Raw genomic sequence first — 21,961 nt, forward strand, 5'->3', positions numbered from 1 at the left:
TACACCGACCCACTGTGGGAGCTGGGTTGGTGTGGGAGCAAGGCTCTGTGGGAGCAAGGCTTGCCCGCGATGCAGGCAACTCGGTCCATCAGGCAAACCGAGGTGATGCTATCGCGGGCAAGCCTTGCTCCCACACAAGCCCAGCTCCCACACAAGCTCGCTCCCACAGAAAGGCAGCTTTAGCGCTGCATCCAGAATCAGCGTCATCCGAGGTTTTTGAAATGAATGTTTTGATCATTGGCAGCGGTGGCCGCGAACACGCCCTGGCCTGGAAAGTAGCCCAGGATCCACGTGTGCAGAAGGTTTTCGTGGCACCGGGCAATGCCGGCACCGCCATCGAAGCCAAATGCGAAAACGTCGCCATCGACGTGCTGGCCCTGGAGCAACTGGCCGACTTCGCCGAGAAGAACGTCTCGCTGACCATCGTCGGCCCGGAAGTGCCGCTGGTCGCCGGCGTGGTCGATCTGTTCCGCGCCCGTGGCCTGGACTGCTTCGGCCCGACTGCCGGTGCCGCGCAGCTGGAAGGCTCGAAAGCGTTCACCAAGGATTTCCTGGCGCGTCACAAGATCCCGACCGCCGACTACCAGAACTTCACCGAAATCGAACCGGCCCTGGCGTACCTGCGCGAGAAAGGCGCACCGATCGTGATCAAGGCCGACGGCCTCGCGGCCGGTAAAGGCGTGATCGTTGCCATGACCCTGGCCGAAGCCGAAGACGCCGTGCGCGACATGCTCGCCGGCAATGCCTTCGGTGACGCCGGTTCCCGCGTGGTGATCGAAGAGTTCCTCGACGGCGAGGAAGCCAGCTTCATCGTCATGGTCGATGGCAAGAACGTCCTGCCAATGGCCACCAGCCAGGACCACAAGCGTGTCGGCGACGGCGACAGCGGCCCGAACACCGGCGGCATGGGCGCCTACTCCCCGGCCCCGGTGGTGACTGCCCAAGTGCACCAGCGCGTCATGGACCTGGTGATCTGGCCGACCGTGCGTGGCATGGCCGAAGAAGGCAACGTCTACACCGGTTTCCTCTATGCCGGCCTGATGATCGACAAGGCTGGTAACCCAAAAGTCATCGAATTCAACTGCCGTTTCGGCGATCCTGAGACTCAGCCGGTAATGCTGCGCCTGCAATCGAGCCTGGTCCTGCTGGTCGAGGCCGCACTGGCCCAGGCACTGGACAAGGTCGAAGCCCAGTGGGATCCGCGCCCAAGCGTCGGTGTCGTATTGGCGGCTGGCGGTTACCCAGGCGACTACGCCAAAGGTAGCGCGATCCAGGGCCTGGACGCCGCAGCCCGCCTGGAAGGCAAGGTCTTCCATGCAGGCACGGCGTTGAAGGATGGGCAAGTGGTCACCGCCGGTGGTCGTGTGCTGTGCGCCACCGCCATGGGCGCCAGTGTCGACGAAGCTCAGCAGCAGGCCTACAAGCTTGCCGCCGAGATCGACTGGGAAGGTTGCTTCTACCGCAAGGACATTGGCTACCGCGCCATTGCCCGCGAGCGTGGCGAAAATCTGGAATAACCCAGCCATTCAGCCAGGCAAGGGTCTACGGCCCTTGCCTGACTGTTCCGGCGCCGCGCATAGTTATAATCTGGCATCAACCTACGAAGGGATTTCGCCGTGCGCTGGCTCAGGATTGCCATAGGCCTTACCGTCACCCTGCTGACGATGCTCTGCATGCTCCCGGCCCAGGCCGCGCCAGGCAGTGGCTGGGCGGTATTGCTCGACGAACAGGGCGACCTCACGCTGAGCGACATCCGTTCTGCCCGCTACACCAATCAATTCAGCCCCATCGACCTGGACCGCCTCAAGGCCGCCGAGCCCGGCGGGGCATTGTGGTTGCGTTTCCGCCTGGCCCCCGACCGGCATGAACAGATCCTGCGCATCTTCGCCCCCGACCTGTCACGCCTGAACCTCTATGTGCTGGACGGCGATGCCCTGGTTGACCAACAAATCAGCGGCAATGCCACGCCGCATACCGAACCGGTGGTACCCAGCAGCGATTTCATGCTGCCCCTTCCACGCAGCGACAAATCGCTGGACGTCTACCTGCGACTGTCCTCGCGCCATGAACTGCGCCCCTACATCACCTTGCAATCGGCAGTCGTGGCTGCGGCCGATCAGAACCAGACGCTGATCTACGGGTTGCTGTTCGGCTGCATCGCCATGCTGGTCCTGCACAACCTCACCCGCTATGCCTACACCCGTTCACGCAGTTGCCTGTGGCTGGCAGCCTGTGAAGGGTTGCTGATGCTCAGCCTGGCGCTGTTGCTGAACCTGGCCGGGCCCTGGCTGCCCGACTGGCCAGCCGTCCAGACGCCCGGGGCCTACCTGGCCTTGCTGCTGACGGCGCCCTGCGGCCTGATGTTCGCCTACCGTTTCTTTGCGCCCCTGGGGCCGCACCCGTTGAATCGGCTGCTGCTGGGGGACATCGTGCTCGTCATGCTGTGCAGCCTGTTGCTGTTGTTCGTCAACACGCTGCCGCTCAATATCATGACCTACGCCCTCGTGGCCCTGGCCGGCCTGAGCATGCTGCTCGTCAGCGCCTGGCACTGGCAAAAGGGCTACCGCCCGGCCCGGCTGTTCGTCGCGGCCATGGTGGTCTTCAACCTGGGCACGTTGATCATCCTTCCGGCACTGCAAGGGCTCACGGAGGTTCCTCCCCAAGGCCTGATCATCACCCTGCTGATCTTCATCTGCATCAGCGGCCTGTTGATGAGTGTCGCCCTGGGCGAGCGCCAGCGCTCGATCAACGAAAGCCGGTTCAGCATCAGCCGCGACCTGGCGGCGAGCAATGCCGAGATCAATGCCAAGGCCGAGTTCCTGGCCAAGATCAGCCACGAGATCCGCACCCCGATGAACGGCGTGCTGGGCATGACCGAGCTGCTGCTGGGTACGCCGCTGTCGGTCAAGCAACGCGACTACGTGCAGACGATCCACAGCGCCGGCAATGAGCTGCTGACCCTGATCAACGAGATCCTCGACATCTCCCGGCTCGAATCCGGGCAGATCGAACTGGACGACGTGCAGTTCGACCTCAATGCCCTGATCGAGGATTGCCTGAGTATCTTCCGTGCCAAGGCCGAACAGCAGAATGTCGAGCTGATCAGCTTCATCCAGCCCCAGGTGCCGCGCGTGATCAGCGGTGACCCTACGCGGCTGCGCCAGGCGCTGCTGAGCCTGCTGGAAAACGCCCTGAAGAAAACCGACGAGGGCGAAGTGCTGATCGTCGTCGCCCTCGACGAGCGCAGCAATCAGCCGCGCCTGCGCATCGCCGTGCAGGACAGCGGGACGCCGATGGACGCCGAAGAGCGCGACACGCTGATGCACGCCGAACTGCACAGCAAGAATTTCCTGTCGGCCACGCGCCTGGGGGGCAACCTGGGCCTGGTCATCGCCCGTCAGTTGATCATCCTGATGCACGGAGAATTCGGTATCAAAAGCGGTAGCAACCAGGGTAGTACCTTGTGGCTGACCTTGCCGCTGGACCCGGATCGCCTCGAACATCCAACTTCCGACCTCGATGGCCCGCTGCAAGGGGCGCGGGTATTGATCGTCGACGACAACGACACCTGCCGCAAAGTACTGGTGCAACAGTGCAGCGCCTGGGGCCTGAACGTCAGTGCGGTGCCATCGGGCAAGGAAGCCCTGGCGCTGCTGCGCACCAAGGCGCACCTGCGCGATTATTTCGACGTGGTGTTGCTGGACCAGAACATGCCGGGCATGACCGGCATGCAACTGGCGGCCAAGATCAAGGAAGACCCGAGCCTGAACCACGACATCCTGTTGATCATGCTCACCGGTATCAGCAACGCGCCGAGCAAGATCGTGGCGCGCAACAGCGGGGTCAAGCGCATCCTCGCCAAACCGGTGGCCGGTTATACCCTCAAGACCACCCTGGCGGACGAGCTGAACCAGCGCAACCGGGGCCAGGCAACGAATGTGCAGGTAAACGCCGGCCCTCCCATTCCGGTGAAGGTGCCGAGCGATTTCCGCATCCTGGTGGCCGAGGACAACAGCATCTCCACCAAGGTCATCCGCGGCATGCTCGGCAAGCTCAACCTGCAACCCGACACCGCCAGCAACGGCGAAGAAGCCCTCAAGGCCATGAAGGAGCAGCGTTACGACCTGGTCCTGATGGACTGCGAAATGCCGATCCTCGATGGGTTTTCCGCCACCCAGCAATTGCGTGCCTGGGAAATGGGTAACCAGCGCACCCGCACCCCCGTGGTGGCGCTCACCGCGCACATCCTGGCCGAGCACAAGGAACGCGCCCGCCAGGCCGGGATGGACGGTCACATGGCCAAGCCGGTGGAGCTGTCGCAGCTGCGTGAGCTGATCGAACACTGGGTGGCCCAGCGCGATCAGCAAAAACCGACTGCATCGACTTATTGAACCGATCCAAGCCTGCGAGCAAACACGCTTCAGAGTTCCAGGGCACTGAGGTAGGTGGACGCTTGGGACAGCACTGAACGTTTTACCTTTTCCCTGAAGGTGGCGTAGTACAGCGTATTGAAGTTGATGACGGTCATTTGCTCGACGCTGTTGCGCACCCAGTCGCCTCGCTCGATGAACAAGAATCGAGACGCCTGTCGACGCAGCTGGAACTGGCAGTGATAAACGCCCATTTCAATTCGATGGGTGCCGTTCGGCACACAGGGCATCATCTGGAAAATGCCTGTGTCGCGCGACAGGCTGGTTGATTCGAACAGCTCTAGCGCTTTGGGATTGCTCTCCAATGCCACCAACGCACCACTGGCCGGGGCGTGAAAAGCTTCGCCAAGACGAGCCTCGATATGTTGTGTCGCTCCCACCCCCATCGGACCTTCAATGGTCGACAGCGTCTGCGGGCGCGGTACGTCCCAGCCCAGGAATCTGAGCTGGCTGCAGAAATAGTCGAACCAGTGACCGGACAACCCGTCGCGATAGGCTGACCAGGTGGCCCGTTGCGCATACATCGTGCTCAAGTACACATCTTCCCGATGGGACGCAGGTAGACCGGCGGCGAACGAAACGACACTGCCGCCAACGACTGCGGCAGATGGAATCGGCCCCCTCATCTGCAGACCTCTTCGGCAGGAAGAACACCTGAATCATCGATAGCCTTGGTGATATCGACAATGTTGTCACCCACGGCAGCCGCGACCTTACGGGCGATAACCTCACGGGCAGGCGCGAACAATGTTTCGCTCAGTTGCGTGCGGAAATAACGTGCCGTCACACAACCGTCGATGTCTTTGCCATCAAAGCACTGCCTCCAAGGATTGGCCTCGATCACTTTCGCTGTGTTGAATTGCAAATAGACACCAGCCATCGAAACAGGGCTTTGCGCCACGATCACCAGCAAGCGCACGGGGCTGGAAGATGACGGGCTCTGTGCCGCGTCAGGCTCGTATTGTTTTTGCACATGCTTGCGCACAATCCCCATCGCAGGCAGCGAGCCGGGTAACGCTGCGATACGCTCCATCACCGCCATGATCCGCTGTTGCTGATCCACCTGATCATCCAAGGGGATGGCCGCCACCCACTCCAATGGCGAATGGGTATCTTCTTTTTGCGGCTGCAGATCCTTTCGCCTTTTGGCAGCTGATATCCAGGCGACACTCAAGACCTCCAAATAAGTGGCGTACCAATCAACCGCTGGTGCACGCAGCAGACTCTTATCAGCAACCAGTTGTGCGAGCAAGACCGAATTCATCAGGTCGTCAACTTCCGTGCGCCGTAGTGTGCAGGGCGCTAAAACAATCGCCGCAGCGTTAACAAAAACCGAATATTCCTTATCCATACCTGACTCCTTCTAAAAAAAGGCAACCGATAGTCGATTGCCTCATTGAAACAGAACTTAGATTTCGTACTCTTCGATCTTGCTTACGGCATGATTACCCAGCCGCCCAATAATGATATCTCGAGTTCGCTCGACAACACTTGGAACTTTTCGAAAAACCGACTCGCCTTTATATAACTTCACTTCGCGGCTATTCCAATCCGCAAACAAGACCTGGGTTGCGCTGTTGCGCCGGATAAAGCGCACGGTGCCAAGCATCATGCTGACTTCACCGTCAATTTCGACACAGGTACCCGCTGCCATTCCGCCTACCCCATGCTCCAGCAGGTTTCGCTCAAAAAGGGTCAGGGTCTCTTCCTTCTTCTGCAAGGCAGTGATTGCACTGTCGACGACCCTCAACAGCAACGCCGAAGTCGCGCTTCCGAGGGCAATACCCGACACTACGGAGGCGAGGATGTCCAACACCAGCTTGTCCATCCGCACGGTGTTACCGCCGACGCTCAGGTCATCATAGAAGCGCTGCGTAGCGACCCAACCGGCGTTCGTCATGACTTCAACAAACTTGTAGTACCACTCTCGTCCTTGGGATTCGAGAGGGTATTGCCTGTTGGCGACCAGGGAAGCAAAGAGAAAAGCATGCTGCGCATCCTCTTGATGCTGGGGAGAAAGACCACCGGCGAACGCCAGGATGCCTTCACCGACAACCGATCCCTTCGCCGGTGGCTCAACATCGCCCACATACAACGAACGAGGACTGACATCAGGGTAAATATCATAACTTTCCAACCGCGCCACACAGGCGGCTACAGCGCTATCACACATTTCAAAACTCATCACTTACTCCTTAAATTATTAAGCAAGCCACTCCATGACTTGCAGCCCCACATTAATCAACCGAACCAGACCCAACAACTCTCTACTTGTAACTTCAAAATAAAACCGCCCATTAACAGCCATCAAATAAAGTCAAAAAAACGCTCGAATAAAACACCACCCTTTCCACTTCAACCAATCAAATGCCGACAGTCGATTCAGAGGCTGATAGACTCCGGCGATGTCTTTCGCAATGAGTCTGAACCATGCTCCACGTGCTATTCAGCGTGTACCTCAAGATGCTGGTGCTCTATAGCCCCTTCTTCGTGCTGTCGTGTTTTATCGGGCTGACTCGCGGCTATTCGCGCAAGGAACAACGCCGCCTGGCCTGGAAAGTCGCGACCGCGACGCTGGTCTCCAGCGTGTTGCTCTATTTGTTCGGGCGGGTGATTTTCAGCGTGTTCGGCATCACCGTGGACGCCTTCCGTATCGGCGCCGGCAGTGTGCTGTTCATTTCGGCACTGGGCATGGCCCAGGGCAAGTCGGCCGTACAGACCGACAACGTGCAGCAGGACGTGACCATCGTCCCGCTGACCATTCCATTGACCGTCGGCCCCGGCACCATCGGTGCCCTGCTGGTGATGGGCGTGAGCCAGCCGCACTGGGACGACAAACTCATGGCCATCATCAGCATCGCCCTGGCGAGCTTCACCGTCGGCGTCGTGCTCTACCTGTCCAGCCGTATCGAACGGATCCTGGGCGACCAGGGCTTGCAGATCGTCAGCCGCCTGATGGGGTTGTTTGTCTGCGCCTTGGCGGCGCAGATCATTTTTACCGGGGTGAAGGGCTACCTGGTGCCCTGAAGGGGGACCACCTGGCCTTCGACCGGCGCCGGCGCCAGCAGCTCTTTCAGGGTTGCACTGCCAACCCCACCCAGGTCCCGTAGCCGTGCCACGAATGTCGACACCGGGCGGGCATGCGCAGCGTTGAAGCCCAGGCATATTTCACCGCGCAAGAGCGGGTCGGCGGAACACACATCACGCAGGATCAGGCAGTGTTCACTGTCCGGATCGACAATGACCAGATGCGCCTGGACGATCTCGAACACGAGTTTTCCAGGCTCATCGAATGCCCAGATCAATGTGCTTGCCATGGCGGGTGGTTCATCCAGGGCATGTCGACAGTCGACAATGACCGAGTCCAGTTTCAGCCACTCCTTCTTCGTCAAATGACACGTCACCGCGCCCTGGCCCAAGCGCAGAATCAACGTATTGACCTCATCGGGGATCAGCGGCAGGAGATCGCGGCCGACCTTCGCCCCTTCGACGACCAGCACCTGGGCGTTGCGCTGGACATAATCGAACGGCCCGATGCTGCGCTTGTCGGGATAGATGAGCACCCGCCCATCCTGATGCTTGTGCAGCAGCACGTTGACCTGAGCCTGAGTGCCGAGCAGGGTAAAGTTCCTGGGCAGGTTCTTGCCGGTCACCCGCAGCAGCCGGGCACTTTGCACGTCATACCATTGCAGGCTCCCAGGCTCGGATTCCACCGACACGAACTCGGTATGCTGCGCTTGCTCCAGCAACCGCTGGAGAGCTTCGATCAGGTGTTCGCCCTGGGCGCTCACCCAGTCGTGATTGACCCCAGTGATGGTCCCCGCTTCCTGATGACGCAGCGCCAGCGACAGGCCGTCCACGCTTATCCCGCGCAAGCCGCTGCCTTCGAGCGTGACATCGGCGAAGCGCCAGCTCGCCCACTCCCGCTGATACGTCGGCAGGCTGTCGCCCGCCAGCAATTGCGAGCCGGCGCCGAAAGCCTGGTCAAGCCGCTGCGGGTCGAAGAATGCCTGGCTCAATACTTCACCACTCGACCGATCGAACAGCCAGACCGACTGATTATCGGGCGTCATGCCGAGCAAGCGAACTTCCTTGTCGAGTCCCGGATCGCACAACAGCAAGCGGTTATTCACGTACCAGGCACACAGGTTGCCGTCACCAGCGACATTGCGCAGACCGGCAATGGCAAAATCCCTGCCCGGGTAACGCTTGGCCAACGGCTCAAGCGCCTGCCACCACCGACTACGCCCCTTGAGCCACTGTTCGCTCACGCCGGCAAACTGCAACGTTTCTTGCGCGCCCAGGTTGAAAAACAGCCCGTTTTCATCGAGCGCCACATACCCCCCGTCGACGGCCAGGATCTGCTTGAGCCCCTCCGGCTGCACCCATTGCCGGGTCCATTGCGCCTTGCCGTCGTTCACGTTGCGTTGCAGTCGGCAGAGCGTCTGGTTGGCGGTGACTCGCTGGTAAACGAAGAACACCTCGCTGTCGTCGGCCATGGGCAATAGCATCAGCCCGTCCAGGTTCTTGATCGAGTCATCCCAGCCACGGAAATGATGCCTGGCGGGTGGCGCCAGGATCAGACGTCGATCGCTGCGGCGTACCCATGCCAGGTCTCGGGAATCGGGCGCAATCGTCCAGCAGATCGAAACGTACGAAGCCGGCTGCCAATCGACGGTCGTCGCCCCGTTATGCGAAGGCCCGAGGGGCAGCCGCAGAAAGTCGCCCAGTACGGACGACCACCCGGCCAGGGTATCGCTGCTCAACAGCAGCGCCTGCAGTTGCGGCGCCGTGTCGTAGGTGACGGAACTCAACAGCAATTGGCTGTCATGAATCAGGTAGCGATATTGCCGGACGGTTTGGTTGTCGAGGACGTATTCCTGCACGACATGAATCACCCCTTGCGCATCCGCTTCCAGGCTGCGAATCGTGCTTTGCCCCTCTTGAAGCAGTAACAGGTAGCGACACTTGAGCAAACCCGTGGCGCAATCCGTCTGCCAGATCTGGAACCCGTCGGGATCGTAGAAATAGGCGGACTCACCCATGACGACCGACAGCTGCGGCTCACCGAGCACGGCCAGGTCGTCACGAATGTAGAGAAAGCGGTCCTCGCCCGCGTCATACCAGGCCGTGGTGTAGCGCGGTTGCCGGGGATCCTCGAACGGGATCAGATAGTGATGGACCGGCGTATACGGCAGCGCCAATCGATGCTCGCGCGCCAGGCCCTTGTAGTGGTCAAGCAGCGCCTGTTCATCGAGCCCTTCCGGCGCCGTCTGTTCGAGGATATCCAGCTGGCGTTTACCCTGGGGGACTCTGAACAGCTGGTCGGCCGTGCGAATCAGCACCTCCTGCTGGCCGACACGGCTCACATGAACGGTGCCGATGTACAGCTCGCCGGAAGGCTCGATCCGGATATCCCGGTCATTGGCCCAGGAGGCCTGCAACACCCAGCGGCAATACATGAGGTTCGGTGAGACAAGGCTGATATCGACCCCGGGATTGAGCGTCACGGTACAACGCGAGTCGGCCCCTCGGAGCCAATAGGACAACTTGCCTTGCCAGGCTTCCGGCATCACGGGAACCACCAGTGTCCGCTCTACTGCATCCAGGTACACCCGGATGACCGTTTCGCCGTACACCGGACTCAGGCGATTGAGAATGTAGTCGGACGGAAACGAATAGAACGAGAACAAAAACAGCCAGGTCCCGTCCGCTTGCCTTTTCTCCAGCCGCCGGGCCGTGTCGAAGCCGCGATCATGGCGCCAGCGGGCAAAGGGCAGCGCCTTGTATTCATAGCCGTAAGTGGTTTGCGGCGTGCAGGGCAGCACGATGGGTTGTCCTGCCGGCGGGACGAATCCGATCCGTCCAGGCAGCCCCAGTTCTCGACGGATGTCGATCGCCCGCGCCTCATCGGGATCGAAGCCCGGCACACCGAAATGATCATGCAGGGGATACAGCTTTGGACTGTCGAGCTGCAACGTCCCCTCCTCCAGGTCAATGCTTCTGACGATCAGTGAAGGCCGTGCCACCCACGCGGCCAGCGTGTGATCGTAGCAGTAGCCGTCACCACGATAGGCCTGCTCCAGCTCATCGAAAAACTGACCGACGTCCCGCGCCTGCTGCGCGATGCTGGCGAATCCCTGGGCCAGGGCGGCCACCCCGACCGCCACCCCACCAAGAATCACACCCGCACCGCCGAGCACCGCCGCGGCGGTCGACGCCCCGGCCAACCCCGCGCCAACACCGCCCGCCGTCAAGGCCAGGCTGGCAGAGTCGAATGTCAGCTGGGTACCGAACTGCGCTTTCTCGATGCCGGTTTGCGCCGTCTTCAGTTGATAGATATCAAAGCCGACATTGGCCAGCCCCAACACCGCGCCGACGCCCTCGTTAGCCGCATGCCCCAGCGCCTGGCCAACGACCGGCGCACACGTGCGGGCAATGAGCCGTTCTTCCGCCAGGGCGGTGCGGGCCAACTGCACCAACCCCGTCACGTCCATGACATTGCCGTGCACCAACTGCGCATAGTTGACGTAGGCATGCAGGCGCACGGCGGTGGTCAACGTTCGGTCATCCCCTTCGCGCCCGCGCAAGGCGTTCATCAAGGCCTGGATGGTGAAGCCAGCGTTTAGGGTATGGACGCTGCCGGCCTCGGTCGGATCCACGACACCACCGCTCTGCACAGGTTGGCGCGCCAGGGTCGAAAACTGTTCCGACAGCCAGTTCTTGATGCGTAACAGGCGATGATCGTCACTGAGCACCCAGACCTGCTGTTGCGGTTGCGCGGGATCGATCAGGCTCACTCGGTATTGGCCTTCGGGCGTGATCTCCAGCGTATCGAACAAGGGCACCAGCGGCGTCGGCGAGTCATTCAGCGCCTGCAAATCGACCGTTGCCTGGGCGATCTGCTGTCCCCACCAATGGCTGTCCAGCGCCAGCAAGCTACTGCCCAGGTGCGAATTGTCGACCAGGGACCTTCCGTAGGCACGGTTCAGGCGCTGGCGAATCGCAAGTGCCGGTTTTCCTGGCAAAGGATCGGGCTTGAGCAGGTGCTCCACCGTGAATCCGTCAGAAAGCTCCAAGGCCGAGATCTTGGCGCTGTGCAGGTCGATCAGATCGAATTGCGGTCGCGCTTCAGAACCATAGGCAGCGTAATAGCGGGCCATGCCCTCGGTCTGGAAAAAGTGCTCCAGCGCACGTTGCAGCCCGTCCGGATGGTCGAATTTGCACAGGCCAAAGTTCGGGTCGAAAAAATGATAGGTGGCGCGTTCCCCGCTGACGGTCTTGGCCACCAGCATCGAATGGTTGTCCGAGTTGAGCATCAGCGTACGGGGGGCGGCGTGTCTTTCGAGTGCGGCCGTGACCTGATCCAGGTCGGCCTGGCCAAGCCGCGTGCCAACGTCACCCAGCGACACGTCTCGCAGGGCTTCCAGGGTTTGCAGAAAGGCCTGGGAGTCGGCTTGCCCGGGTTCGAGCACCGTCAGGAAGAAACGCTCGCGCAACTGCCCGGAGGCTACATCGCCCTGGGCCAGCGCCGCGCTCATCGCCAGCGCCAACGGATAGCAACGCCCACCAATCGTCTCGCCATCGCTGCCGAGCAGCAAATCCTGGGGGACCATCTGGACGCCGTTGTGACCGAAGCCATCCAGCACCTGCGCGGAGCGTTCAACGATCTGGACACGATGTTCAAGGGTCGCCGCTTTCTGGATCCGTGCAACATGGCGGCCCCACTGGAACAGCGTTCGCGCCTCTTTCAAGGCCGCTTTCTTCAGGTCCAGCGTGCTGTCGGACGGCATCGGCGCATACGCCGGATCGCTCGACAGGCCGTCCATGAATCCGGCCGCCTTGCGCTTGAACAATTGCCGCTCGATGACTGCATAACGGCCGGACACGCCCTGCTCGGCAACGCTGTTGGCCAGGTTCTCCAGCTCACTGGTGGCCGCGTTGAAACGCTGGTTATCCAGCGCATCCAAGCCTAGCAGCAGGCCCAGCGACACCCTTTGCAAAGGGCTGGCTTCGATGAGACGGCGGGCGCCACTGGCGATATCGATCAGCACTTCATCGATCCCCAGGTTTTGCATCCTTGCATCGCTCAGGAATACCGGAACCAGCGCATCGGCAGCCTGATGCCGGATACGCTGGCGATCATCGAAACTCAGCGGCAGTGGTTTCTCGAAGCGGATTTCACCGTCATGCCCCTGGCTCATCGCCTCGATGAACGGCTCGCCGAGCCCCTCGACCAATTGCTCCAGCACATCGGTCAGCAGCACCGCTCGCCCTTCGATCAGCGGCCAGCCCTGTTGGAACTCGATGGTCGAGTGCTTGAGCAACTGCGCCATATCACCGCTGTAGCGCGTGGAGTACAGCCCCTCACGCCAACTCGTCTGTTCGTTGCTGACCCATTTCTCGTGATCGGTCTCATTTTCTTTCCAGGAGTGATCCTGCTCCTCTTCGGTGGCACCGTTCACCGTCCCATTGGGCGCAATGGCCGCCTCTTTGCTCAGGCTCTCGGCAATGGCGGCGCCCAAGTGCGCTTTCGCATAGTCGACCATGCCATCGCGCATGGCGCCGGGCCCCGTCAGGTAGATGGTGCCCTCGCTTTCGAACCGAATACCATCGCCAAAGTGGGTCGCGATGGCCGTAATCAGCGCTATCGCTCTCGGCACGTCTTCCATCGACAGTCCAGTCAGCGGTCCATTGGTTTTTTCGAACACTTCCTCCACCAGCCTCAACATGCCAGCAACATCACTCAACGCAATATCGCGCTGAGCGGCCAACCGGGTCGAAGCATCGATCAACGCGTAGTTGGCGCGCAAACGCTCGATCACACTGTTGAGAACCGCACAGCCCGGATGGGCCATCAGAAACGCATTGGATAACGATTGCTGCATGGCCAAGGCCCGCAGCGCGAAGGGACGCGCAAGCCGATCCGCCGGTTGCGCGAAGACCTCGCTCAGGCTTGGCCGGCTTTGCGCGAAGGCTTGCAGCGCTGGAAAATACTCGGCGCCAATGTGTGTGTAATGGCTGGAAGAGGCTTGGCGACCCGGCATCCATTCGGGGTTGTTGTTCAGCAGCAGTTGCAGGACTCCAAGGCGGGCATTACGGTCAAAACCGCTGATATCAACAGCGCCGAGGGTTTGCGACAACGGCGGAAGGTGGTCGACATCGGTATAGCTACCGCCTTCGGCATACAGGACCTCGGCGCGCACAACATCAGACGCCGCCGCCATATTGCCGCGCAAACACATCTCCCGCTCATAGACATCCTGCAACTGCAACGAAACGTCCCCTGTCGCGATGTCACGCAACTTGAAACCGTCCATATCCAAGACACTGCGACGATTGTCTTCCAACTGTTTGCGCAGTACTTGCACATCCTGGCCGTAGGCGCGGGACAATAAATCCATTCGGGCCTCGTCGGCTGACCCTCCGCCCACCACTGCCGCACTGATATGTGCATGCATCTGTTGTTTCAGAACAATGGTCCGCTCGTTGTATAAGCCGCCCAATTCAACTTCGGAGATACGCTCATCAACCCCTTGTAGAAAAACATCGGTCTTGGCGGCTTCGACAATCAACCTGTTGGTTTGCCAGGCCAGTAGCGCATCGCTGTCATACCAGAGATTCAGGCTATAACCCTGCCTGGCCAACACTTCTTTCCACACATTTAGATAGTCGCGCTGAATGTTGCCAAGCCCGCCGCCGAGCCAGACAAAGTGCAACGTCTTGGGCACCTCCGTTGGCACTCGCTTCATCTGTTCGGTGCTGAACTGAAGGCGTGCTTCATGACGTTCGACTTTGTCATAGATTCGCGGCAGATCCATCGCTGTCTCGCCAGGGCCGGACGTACGCCCCTCCAGGCTGCGCTTCACCCTGCGGCTGCCCAGGACCTGGGCGAGCGTCTGTTTCAAGAGCCCCAGCGGCTCGAGCAGCCTGTGGGAATCCGGCATACCGATACAGGCAAAGTAATAACGGATGACCGCGTCATATTGTTCATTGTTTTTGTAGGGCAGCAATGCCCTTTCGAGGTCGGCCAGTTTGAAAAGGCTGATGAATCCGAGCGCACCATCACGCGTCTGGACGTTTGCTTCCTGCATAAAAAAGACACTCCCGGCCTGTCCGCTAGAAAAAGAACAGGCATATAAAAGCATTGTCGCCAGAAGGTGCTCTGGCGAACGTTCATTCCATTGATATTTTTTAACTTGGCGACAACTAAAGCCTATGCCAAGCACTGACAAGCGCACACCGGAAACTTATCAGGCGCGCAAACTAACGCTTAGCACCCGGCAGTTCAAACGGGAAGGCTTTCAATGCATTACAAAGGAGGATCAAGACAACAAATTGCTCTTTCATTTAACAGGCGAAAAACAAGACGAAAGAAACGAAAACGGGGCCAGAGATTGCTCTCGCTGGGCTGCGAGCAGGAGCTGTGCAGGAGCTGTCGAGTGCAACGAGGCTGCGATCTTTCCCCAGCCACTTGAGTCTCAAGCGAAAGATCAAAAGATCGCAGCCTTCGGCAGCTCCTACGCCCAGCGGGAGCAAGCTCCCTCGCCACAATGGAACTGTGTTGCGACTCAGGCCGGCTTGAGCCCATACCAGCGTGGCGTATACACCCAGTTTCCACCCGATGCGCGCGGGAACACACAGGTCGTGGAGGAGCCGATCAGGACCATGGTGCGCATATCCACCTGCTCGGCCGTGAGTTGCCCCAACGTGGTGACACGCAGGGTCTGGCCCGGACGACCGATGTCACGCCCCAACACCACCGGCGTCTCCGGCGTGCGGTGCTGGCCGACGATCTCCAGCGCACGCCCCAATTGCCACGGCCGCGCACGGGAAATCGGGTTGTAGAAAGCCAACGCCAGGTCGGCTTCGGCCGCCAGATCCAGGCGCTTCTCGATGATCGACCATGGTTTGAGATTGTCCGACAGCGACATCACGCAGAAGTCATGCCCCAACGGCGCACCGGCCTGGGCGGCGGTGGCGAGGGAGGCGGACACACCGGGCAGGATCTCCAGGTCAACCTGATGCCAGGCCGGATCGCTGGACTCGTGCAACGCTTCAAGCACCGCCGCCGCCATGGCGAATACACCCGGGTCGCCGGACGATACCACGATCACCGAACGGCCTTGCGCAGCCAATTCAAAGGCGTGTCGCGCACGCTGCATTTCTTCGCGGTTGTCGGTGCAGTGCAGCACTTGATCGTCGCGAAACGGGCCGGCCATGCGCACATAGGTTTCGTAGCCGAGCACATCGGTGGCCCGCGCCAGTTCGGCTTTCACCGCCGGCACCATCAGTTCGGCCGCGCCCGGCCCCAGGCCGATCACCGCCAGGCGTCCGCGCGAGCGACCGATTTGGGCCACCTCCAAGGGTTGCGCGGCAACGGCGATGGCCAGGTTGTCAGTCGCCGAAAGGATGTTCACCGCCGGCACCGAACTGCGCGCCAAGGTGGCGGCATCGCCGGTCATCACCACAAAGCGCAGCGCCACCCCGAGTTCCAGCGCCGCTTCACGCAAGGCCACACTGGCCATCAGCGTATCCGCCGCCACCAGGCACGCCAGGCTCTGAAGCGCTACTTTCGCTTGCTGCAAAGCGGCACGAATGGCACCCGGCAGATCAGCCACCTCGGCGCTCACCACCACCGCGACACTGCGCGGATAAATCAACAGTTCGTGAGTGCTCGCGTCACGCTCCGCATGGCCGACGTGGATCGTGCGCCGCGCCTGCGGGTCTTGCGGCAACTGCGCCTGATCCAGCCACGGCGCCGCGCCTTCGATGCGCACCGGTTCACCGGCCAACAGGTCGGAGACGAAGCGCTTGCCCTGCTCCAGGTCGCCGAGGCTGTAGCCGCTTGGCGGATTGAGCAGGCAGGTGCCGAAACGCAATTCGCCGCTGGTGGTGATCGCCGGCGCCACTTGCAGCGTTACCGCGATGTCCCGGGCCATGACGTTGACCCCGCCCAGACCGCCCAGCAGCGGCACCACGGCGCTGCCATCCTCGGCCACCGCCAGTACCGGCGGCTCGGCGCCTTTTTCCAGCAACAGCGGCGCCAGGGTGCGGATGACGATGCCGGCCGCGCACAGGGCGATGATCGGTGTGTTCAGTTGGTAGAGCTCGCGCAACGTCGCGCCGAACTCGAGGTATTGGCGATCCACGCCCTCGACCCTTGCGGCCAGGCCGTGGATCAAGGCATCGGGATAGCGTTGCTGGATCCGCCGGGCCGTGGCGAGGCTGCCCGGGCCGAGGATGACGATGGCCGGCGCGGTAGAAGTCATCAACCCTGCCACCGTTCGCCCGGGACGATGATCAGCGAAAAGTACGGCGAAGACATCGGCTCGACTTCATCCAATGGCACGATTTTCTGGTTGGCCATGGTCGCCCGCTCGACGTACAGCGCCCGTGCGTCCATGCCCAATTCCTGCAGCACTTGGCGAACCTTGGGGAAATTGCGCCCCAGCTTCATGATCACCGCCGCATCGGCGTCGGCCAGGCGACGCTTGAGATCGTCGTGGGGCAAGACGCCGGAGAGCACCGACAGGCTCTGGTTGCGATAGACCAGCGGCGCACCGAGCACCGAGGCCCCGCCCAGCATCGAGCACACCCCGGGAATGACCTCGGCCTCATAGCGCTCGGCCAGGCGATCGTGCAGGTACATGTAGGAGCCGTAGAAAAACGGATCGCCCTCGCAGATCACCGCCACATCACGACCGGCATCCAGGTGCACGGCCAACTGTCCGGCGGCGGTGTCGTAGAAGTCGGCGATCACCTGTTCATAGGAAAGCGGCGCCGGCAGCGCTTCGGTGGTGACCGGGTAGACCAGCGGCAGTAAGGTTTGCGCATCCTGCAAATGGGCCTCGATGATGCCGAAGGCGTTGCCCTTCTTGCCCTTGGCCACGAAGTACGCCACCACCGGCGATTCGCGCAGCAGGCGCAGGGCCTTGACCGTAATCAGTTCCGGGTCACCGGGGCCCACGCCGAGGCCGATCAGACGTCCAGGCTGCTGCATCATTCAATCTCCGTAGCGAGGGCGTTGACGGCGGCGGCGGCCATGGCGCTACCGCCCAGGCGGCCTTGCATGATCACGAACGGCACGCCGCGGCTGTTGGCCGCCAGCATCGCCTTGGACTCGGCAGCACCGACGAAGCCCACCGGGAAACCGAGGATCAGTGCCGGTTTCGGCGCGCCGGCATCGAGCATCTCCAGCAGGTAGAACAGCGCGGTCGGCGCGTTGCCGATGACCACGACGCTGCCTTCCAGGTGCGGGCGCCACAGCTCCAGCGCCGCCGCCGAACGGGTGTTGCCCAGCTCCAGGGCCAACGCCGGCACGCTTTCGTCGCGCAAGGTGCAAATCACCGGATTGTTGGCTGGCAGGCGAGCCCGGGTCACGCCTTCGGAGACCATCCGCGCATCGCACAGGATCGGCGCCCCGGCGGCCAGCGCCTGGCGCCCGGCCGTGCCCGCGCCCTCGGAAAACTGCAAGCCATCGATGGCCTCGACCATGCCGCAGGCGTGGATCACCCGCACCGCGAGTTTTTCCAGGTCGGCCGGAATGCGCGCCAGGTTGGCTTCGGCGCGGATGATCGCGAAGGAGTTGCGATAGATCTCCTGACCGTCGCGGATGTAATCAAGCATCAAGGGGGCTCCGGGGGCGAGCGTCGAGCCAGTGGCCGAGCGCTTCAATAGTCAGATTGTGTGCCTGCAACGCGCCGAAACCCGGCAGCGTGGCATCGCGGAAATACAGGTCGTAACGACCGGGGGCGACCGCCAGCAGGGTGGCGGGCGCGATATGGGCTGCCGCGCAGGAACGCGGGCAGCCCGACAGATGGACTTTCAGGGTCTGGCCCTGGCGTTGCAGCAGCTCGGCCAGTTGGTGGGCGTCGGCCTTGGTGTCGGCCAGGGCTTTACCGCAGCCACTGGAGCCGGTGCAGGCAATGAGTTGTGCCAGGGGCTGATCGACAGAGCACAACAGGCCCAACCCCTCAAGCCGCGCCAGCACTTCGTCGGCGTCCTCGCTGCGCACGTTGGGCAGCAGCAGGCTTTGCCAAGGGGTGAAACGAAGGCTTGCGTCGCCCTTCTCCCGCGCCAATTGCGCCGCCCCCCGCAGCATGCGGGCGTCGAGTCGACCAAGAGGCGCCGCCGCGCCGACGTAGACGCGGTCGTCGTGCTGGGGATGAACGCCGATGTGCAGTCCGTCGATGGAGCCGTCCCGCTGCCAATCCAGGCAAGCTTGCAGCGGCACGCGGCGGGCCAATCGGCTCATGAATTCATCGGTGGGAATTTCAGCCAGCAAGTGGCGCATGCGGATCTGGTCCGGGCGCGCCAGGTCGAGGAACAGCTCCAGCACCGCCACCACCAAGGCATGCCCCTGGGCCAGGGGCACCCTGCCCGCCGGTTTATCCAATGGGGAACCGGCCAAGCCGAAGGCCAGCCAAGGCTCGCCATCACGGACCAGGGCCGACAGCCACAGGTCGTGGTGATGTTCGAGCATCGCCAACGCTTCGCCACCGTCCAGTTGCACGGCGAACTTGGCCGACAACTCAGGGAAGCGTTCGTGGGTTTGCAGGGTGAAGAGGATCTGCGCCGCCAACGGCCGGGTGTCGAACAACATCTGCCGATCGATCCCGGCCGCGGGGCTGAGCATCAGGTTGCGCACGTCATCGCCGGCCGGCTTGCGCGGGCCAAGCCCGGCGGCCAGCAATGGCTGGATCAGCGCGTCGTGCCCGGGACCGATCCCACGGATTTGCAGGTTGGCCCGGTTGGTCGCCTCGATCACGCCCCCGGCGAACCGCTCGGCCACCGACGCCACGACTTCGGCCTGATCCGCCTGGATGGCACCGCCATCGAGCTTGATCCGACAGATCCCACCGTCCAGCGCCTGGACGACACGCAGCAACCCCGGGCAACCGGAGGGGCGTACGACGCTGGAGGATGGACGTTCGTTCAAGGGAAAACCGACAAATAAGAAACGCCACATCGGCGAAGGACCGCCATTATGCCTGCTTTGCCGGGGGTCATGAAAAGCTTGCCGGTCGGATTGCTGACGGCGGACACACAATTTCCGAACGCCCCCATTCCAAACTGTGGGAGCGAGCTTGCTCGCGATAGCGGTCTGGCTGTGAAGATGATGTTGCGCCAGGCGCCTGATCCGCCGGGGCACGGTATGATGGCGACCCGGTTCGCGGGGAAACAGGCCCGCCGATCAAACAGATCTATTCGAGGAACAGAGATGACACCCTGGCTGACCGTAGTGGGCATCGGCGAAGAGGGCTTCAAGGGCCTGGGCAAGGTTGCTCGCCGCGCGCTGCTCGGTGCCTCGCGGATCGTTGGCGCGCAGCGTCAGTTGGATCTGCTGCCGCTGTGCATCCGCGGCCAACGGGAGCTGTGGCCCAGCCCGTTCTCCCTGGAACCGCTGCTTGCTCGGCAGGGTGAGCCGGTGTGCGTGCTGGCCAGCGGCGATCCGATGTTCTACGGCGTGGGTGCCAGCCTGGCGAAACAGGTGCCGAGTGATCAGATGCTGGTCATCCCCGCGCCCTCCTCCTGTTCGCTGGCGGCGGCACGCATGGGCTGGCCGTTGCAAGATGTGGTCACGCTGTCGTTGGTGGCCCGGCCCCTGGCGGCGCTCAATGTCCACCTATCCACCGGTGTCAGGCTGTTGCTGCTGAGCAACGATCGCCACAGTCCCGCCGCCGTGGCGACGTTATTGCGCGAGCGGGGATTCGGCCCGAGCACCATGACCGTGCTGGAGCATTTGGGCGGTGCGGCAGAACGTCGGATCGACGGTTGCGCCGCGCAATGGTCCGATGACACCGTCGCCGACCTGAACCTGATCGCCATCGAATGCCGGGCCGAACCGTCGACACCGCGCTTGTCACGCCTGGCCGGTTTGCCGGACACCGCTTTCGAGCATGACGGCCAGTTGACCAAACGCGACGTGCGCGCCATCACCCTCGCACGCCTCGCCCCGATGCCCGGCGAACTGCTCTGGGATGTCGGCGCCGGCAGCGGCTCCATCGGCATCGAATGGATGCGCGCCCACCCCAGTTGCCGGGCCCTGGCCATCGAAGCCGACGAAGGCCGCCAAGGCTTGATCGAGCGCAACCGCGACACCCTCGGCGTGCCCGGCCTGCAACTGATTCGCGGCAAAGCCCCCCAGGCGCTGGAGAACCTGGAGCGGCCGGACGCGGTGTTCATCGGCGGCGGCGTCACCCGCGAAGGCGTGCTCGAGGCCTGCTGGGCCCAACTCAAGCCCGGCGGCCGGCTCGTCGCCAACGCCGTGACCCTGCAAAGCGAAACGGCCCTGATGCACTGGCGCGAACGTCACGGCGGTGAACTGACCCGCATCCACATCGCCCAGGCCCAGCCCTTGGGCGAGTTCGACACCTGGCGCCAGGCCTTGCCGATCACCTTGCTCGACCTGGTCAAGCCTCTCGATGCGTGACGAAACCGCCGAACAACCCGCCCCCCTGCGCAGCGGCCTGACCACCGGCAGTTGCGCCACGGCCACCAGCCTGGCGGCCGCTCGATTACTGCTGCGCGGCACCGAAGCCGATGCCGTGGAAATCGTACTGCCCAAGGGCAAGCAAGTGCAGATGCGCCTGGAGTTCTGCCGGCTGACCGAACAAGGCGCCGAAGCCGGGACAATCAAGGACGCGGGCGATGACCCGGACGTAACCCACGGTGCCCTGTTGTTTTCCCAGGTGCGCTTGATCGCCGAGCCCGGTGTACGTTTCGTCGCGGGTCGCGGCGTCGGCACGGTGACGCGACCGGGGTTGGTGCTGAACGTCGGTGAACCGGCGATCAACCCGGTGCCGCGCAAAATGATCAACGACCACCTGGGTCGGCTTGCCGAGGAAAGCGGTTACGCCGGTGGTTTCGAAGTCACGGTCAACGTCGAGGGCGGCGAAGCCCTGGCGCTGAAAACCATGAATCCACGCCTGGGAATTCTTGGCGGCCTGTCGATCCTCGGCACCAGCGGTATCGTCCGGCCGTTCTCCTGCGCGGCCTACATTGCCTCGATCCACCAGGGTATCGACGTGGCAAAAACCAACGGTTACCTGCACATCGCCGCCTGCACCGGCAACGCCAGTGAAGACACCATGCGCCGGGTCTACAACCTGCCGGAAATCGCCCTGATCGAAATGGGCGACTTCGTCGGCGCCGTGCTCAAACATGTGCGCAAGGTCCCCGTGGAAAAGCTCAGCCTTTGCGGCGGCTTTGGCAAAATCAGCAAACTCGCCGCCGGCCACATGGACCTGCACAGCCGTCACTCGAGCATCGACCTGCCACAACTGGCCGAGTGGGCCGCTGCCATCGGTGCCGATGAGGCGTTGCAGCAAGGCATCCGCGCGGCCAACACCAGCCAGCAAGCCCTGGCAATGGCCAGCGCCGCCGGCATCGCCCTCGGCGACGCGGTGTGCGAGCACGCGTTGGCCTTCGCCCGCAGCGTGGTGCCGGCCCAGGTCCAGGTCGAAGTCTTCGCCATCGACCGCCAAGGCGGGATTGTCGGCCACGCGGGAGCCTTGTCATGAAGAGCC

The 21,961-nt window shown here is 62.2% G+C and carries 13 protein-coding genes; 5 read left to right on the forward strand and 8 right to left on the reverse strand.

The window, feature by feature from the left end; translation table 11 throughout:
* Positions 1-221: 221 nt before the first annotated feature.
* Positions 222-1,517, forward strand: coding sequence for a phosphoribosylamine--glycine ligase (gene purD / locus F7R20_RS15505; protein WP_003197406.1), 1,296 nt, complete (start codon positions 222-224; stop codon positions 1,515-1,517).
* A gap of 99 nt (positions 1,518-1,616) precedes the next feature.
* On the forward strand, positions 1,617-4,391 hold the full coding sequence (locus tag F7R20_RS15510) for a hybrid sensor histidine kinase/response regulator (RefSeq protein ID WP_003197403.1): 2,775 nt from the start codon (positions 1,617-1,619) through the stop codon (positions 4,389-4,391).
* 29 nt (positions 4,392-4,420) lie between these two features.
* Here F7R20_RS15510 and F7R20_RS15515 read toward each other — a convergent pair whose 3' ends face one another.
* From F7R20_RS15515 to F7R20_RS15525, 3 genes are read right to left on the reverse strand one after another with little or no spacing between them, the layout of a single operon-like run.
* Positions 4,421-5,056: a hypothetical protein gene (locus tag F7R20_RS15515; protein WP_013692159.1), complete on the reverse strand. Its 636-nt coding sequence runs from the start codon at positions 5,054-5,056 to the stop codon at positions 4,421-4,423.
* On the reverse strand, positions 5,053-5,781 hold the full coding sequence (locus F7R20_RS15520; protein WP_003197398.1) for a hypothetical protein: 729 nt from the start codon (positions 5,779-5,781) through the stop codon (positions 5,053-5,055). Before F7R20_RS15520 ends, F7R20_RS15515 begins: the two co-directional genes overlap by 4 nt.
* 57 nt (positions 5,782-5,838) lie before the next feature.
* Positions 5,839-6,615: a hypothetical protein gene (locus tag F7R20_RS15525; protein ID WP_003197396.1), complete on the reverse strand. Its 777-nt coding sequence runs from the start codon at positions 6,613-6,615 to the stop codon at positions 5,839-5,841.
* 245 nt (positions 6,616-6,860) lie between these two features.
* On the opposite strand from F7R20_RS15525, the gene F7R20_RS15530 reads away from it, so the two are divergent.
* The gene (locus F7R20_RS15530; protein WP_003186248.1) at positions 6,861-7,457 is read left to right on the forward strand and encodes a MarC family protein; all 597 of its coding nucleotides are present in this window, start codon (positions 6,861-6,863) and stop codon (positions 7,455-7,457) included.
* On the opposite strand, the gene F7R20_RS15535 is transcribed toward F7R20_RS15530, so the two are convergent.
* The 5 genes from F7R20_RS15535 to cobG form a co-directional block, all read right to left on the reverse strand.
* Positions 7,442-14,524, reverse strand: coding sequence for a TcdA/TcdB catalytic glycosyltransferase domain-containing protein (locus F7R20_RS15535; protein WP_003197395.1), 7,083 nt, complete (start codon positions 14,522-14,524; stop codon positions 7,442-7,444). The two genes, F7R20_RS15530 and F7R20_RS15535, sit on opposite strands and share 16 nt — an antisense overlap.
* A 477-nt stretch (positions 14,525-15,001) precedes the next feature.
* Entirely contained in the window at positions 15,002-16,702 is a 1,701-nt protein-coding gene (gene cobJ, locus F7R20_RS15540; protein ID WP_003197393.1) for a precorrin-3B C(17)-methyltransferase, read from the reverse strand.
* A complete protein-coding gene (locus F7R20_RS15545) occupies positions 16,702-17,433 on the reverse strand; it encodes a precorrin-2 C(20)-methyltransferase (protein ID WP_003197391.1) in 732 nt (243 codons plus the stop codon). Before F7R20_RS15545 ends, cobJ begins: the two co-directional genes overlap by 1 nt.
* A complete protein-coding gene (locus F7R20_RS15550) occupies positions 17,433-18,059 on the reverse strand; it encodes a precorrin-8X methylmutase (protein WP_003197389.1) in 627 nt (208 codons plus the stop codon). The genes F7R20_RS15545 and F7R20_RS15550 overlap by 1 nt, the downstream gene beginning before the upstream one ends.
* Complete coding sequence (gene cobG / locus F7R20_RS15555; RefSeq protein ID WP_050516662.1) at positions 18,052-19,401, reverse strand: precorrin-3B synthase; 1,350 nt, start codon at positions 19,399-19,401, stop codon at positions 18,052-18,054. The genes F7R20_RS15550 and cobG overlap by 8 nt, the downstream gene beginning before the upstream one ends.
* 252 nt (positions 19,402-19,653) lie before the next feature.
* Here cobG and F7R20_RS15560 point away from each other — a divergent pair, with 252 nt between their 5' ends.
* A complete protein-coding gene (locus F7R20_RS15560; RefSeq protein WP_003197386.1) occupies positions 19,654-20,865 on the forward strand; it encodes a bifunctional cobalt-precorrin-7 (C(5))-methyltransferase/cobalt-precorrin-6B (C(15))-methyltransferase in 1,212 nt (403 codons plus the stop codon).
* Positions 20,858-21,955, forward strand: a complete 1,098-nt coding sequence (locus F7R20_RS15565; RefSeq protein WP_003197385.1) for a cobalt-precorrin-5B (C(1))-methyltransferase — start codon at positions 20,858-20,860, stop codon at positions 21,953-21,955. Before F7R20_RS15560 ends, F7R20_RS15565 begins: the two co-directional genes overlap by 8 nt.
* Positions 21,956-21,961: the final 6 nt, after the last annotated feature.

It is taken from the genome of Pseudomonas brassicacearum subsp. brassicacearum, assembly GCF_008801605.1.
GTDB lineage: Bacteria > Pseudomonadota > Gammaproteobacteria > Pseudomonadales > Pseudomonadaceae > Aquipseudomonas > Aquipseudomonas brassicacearum.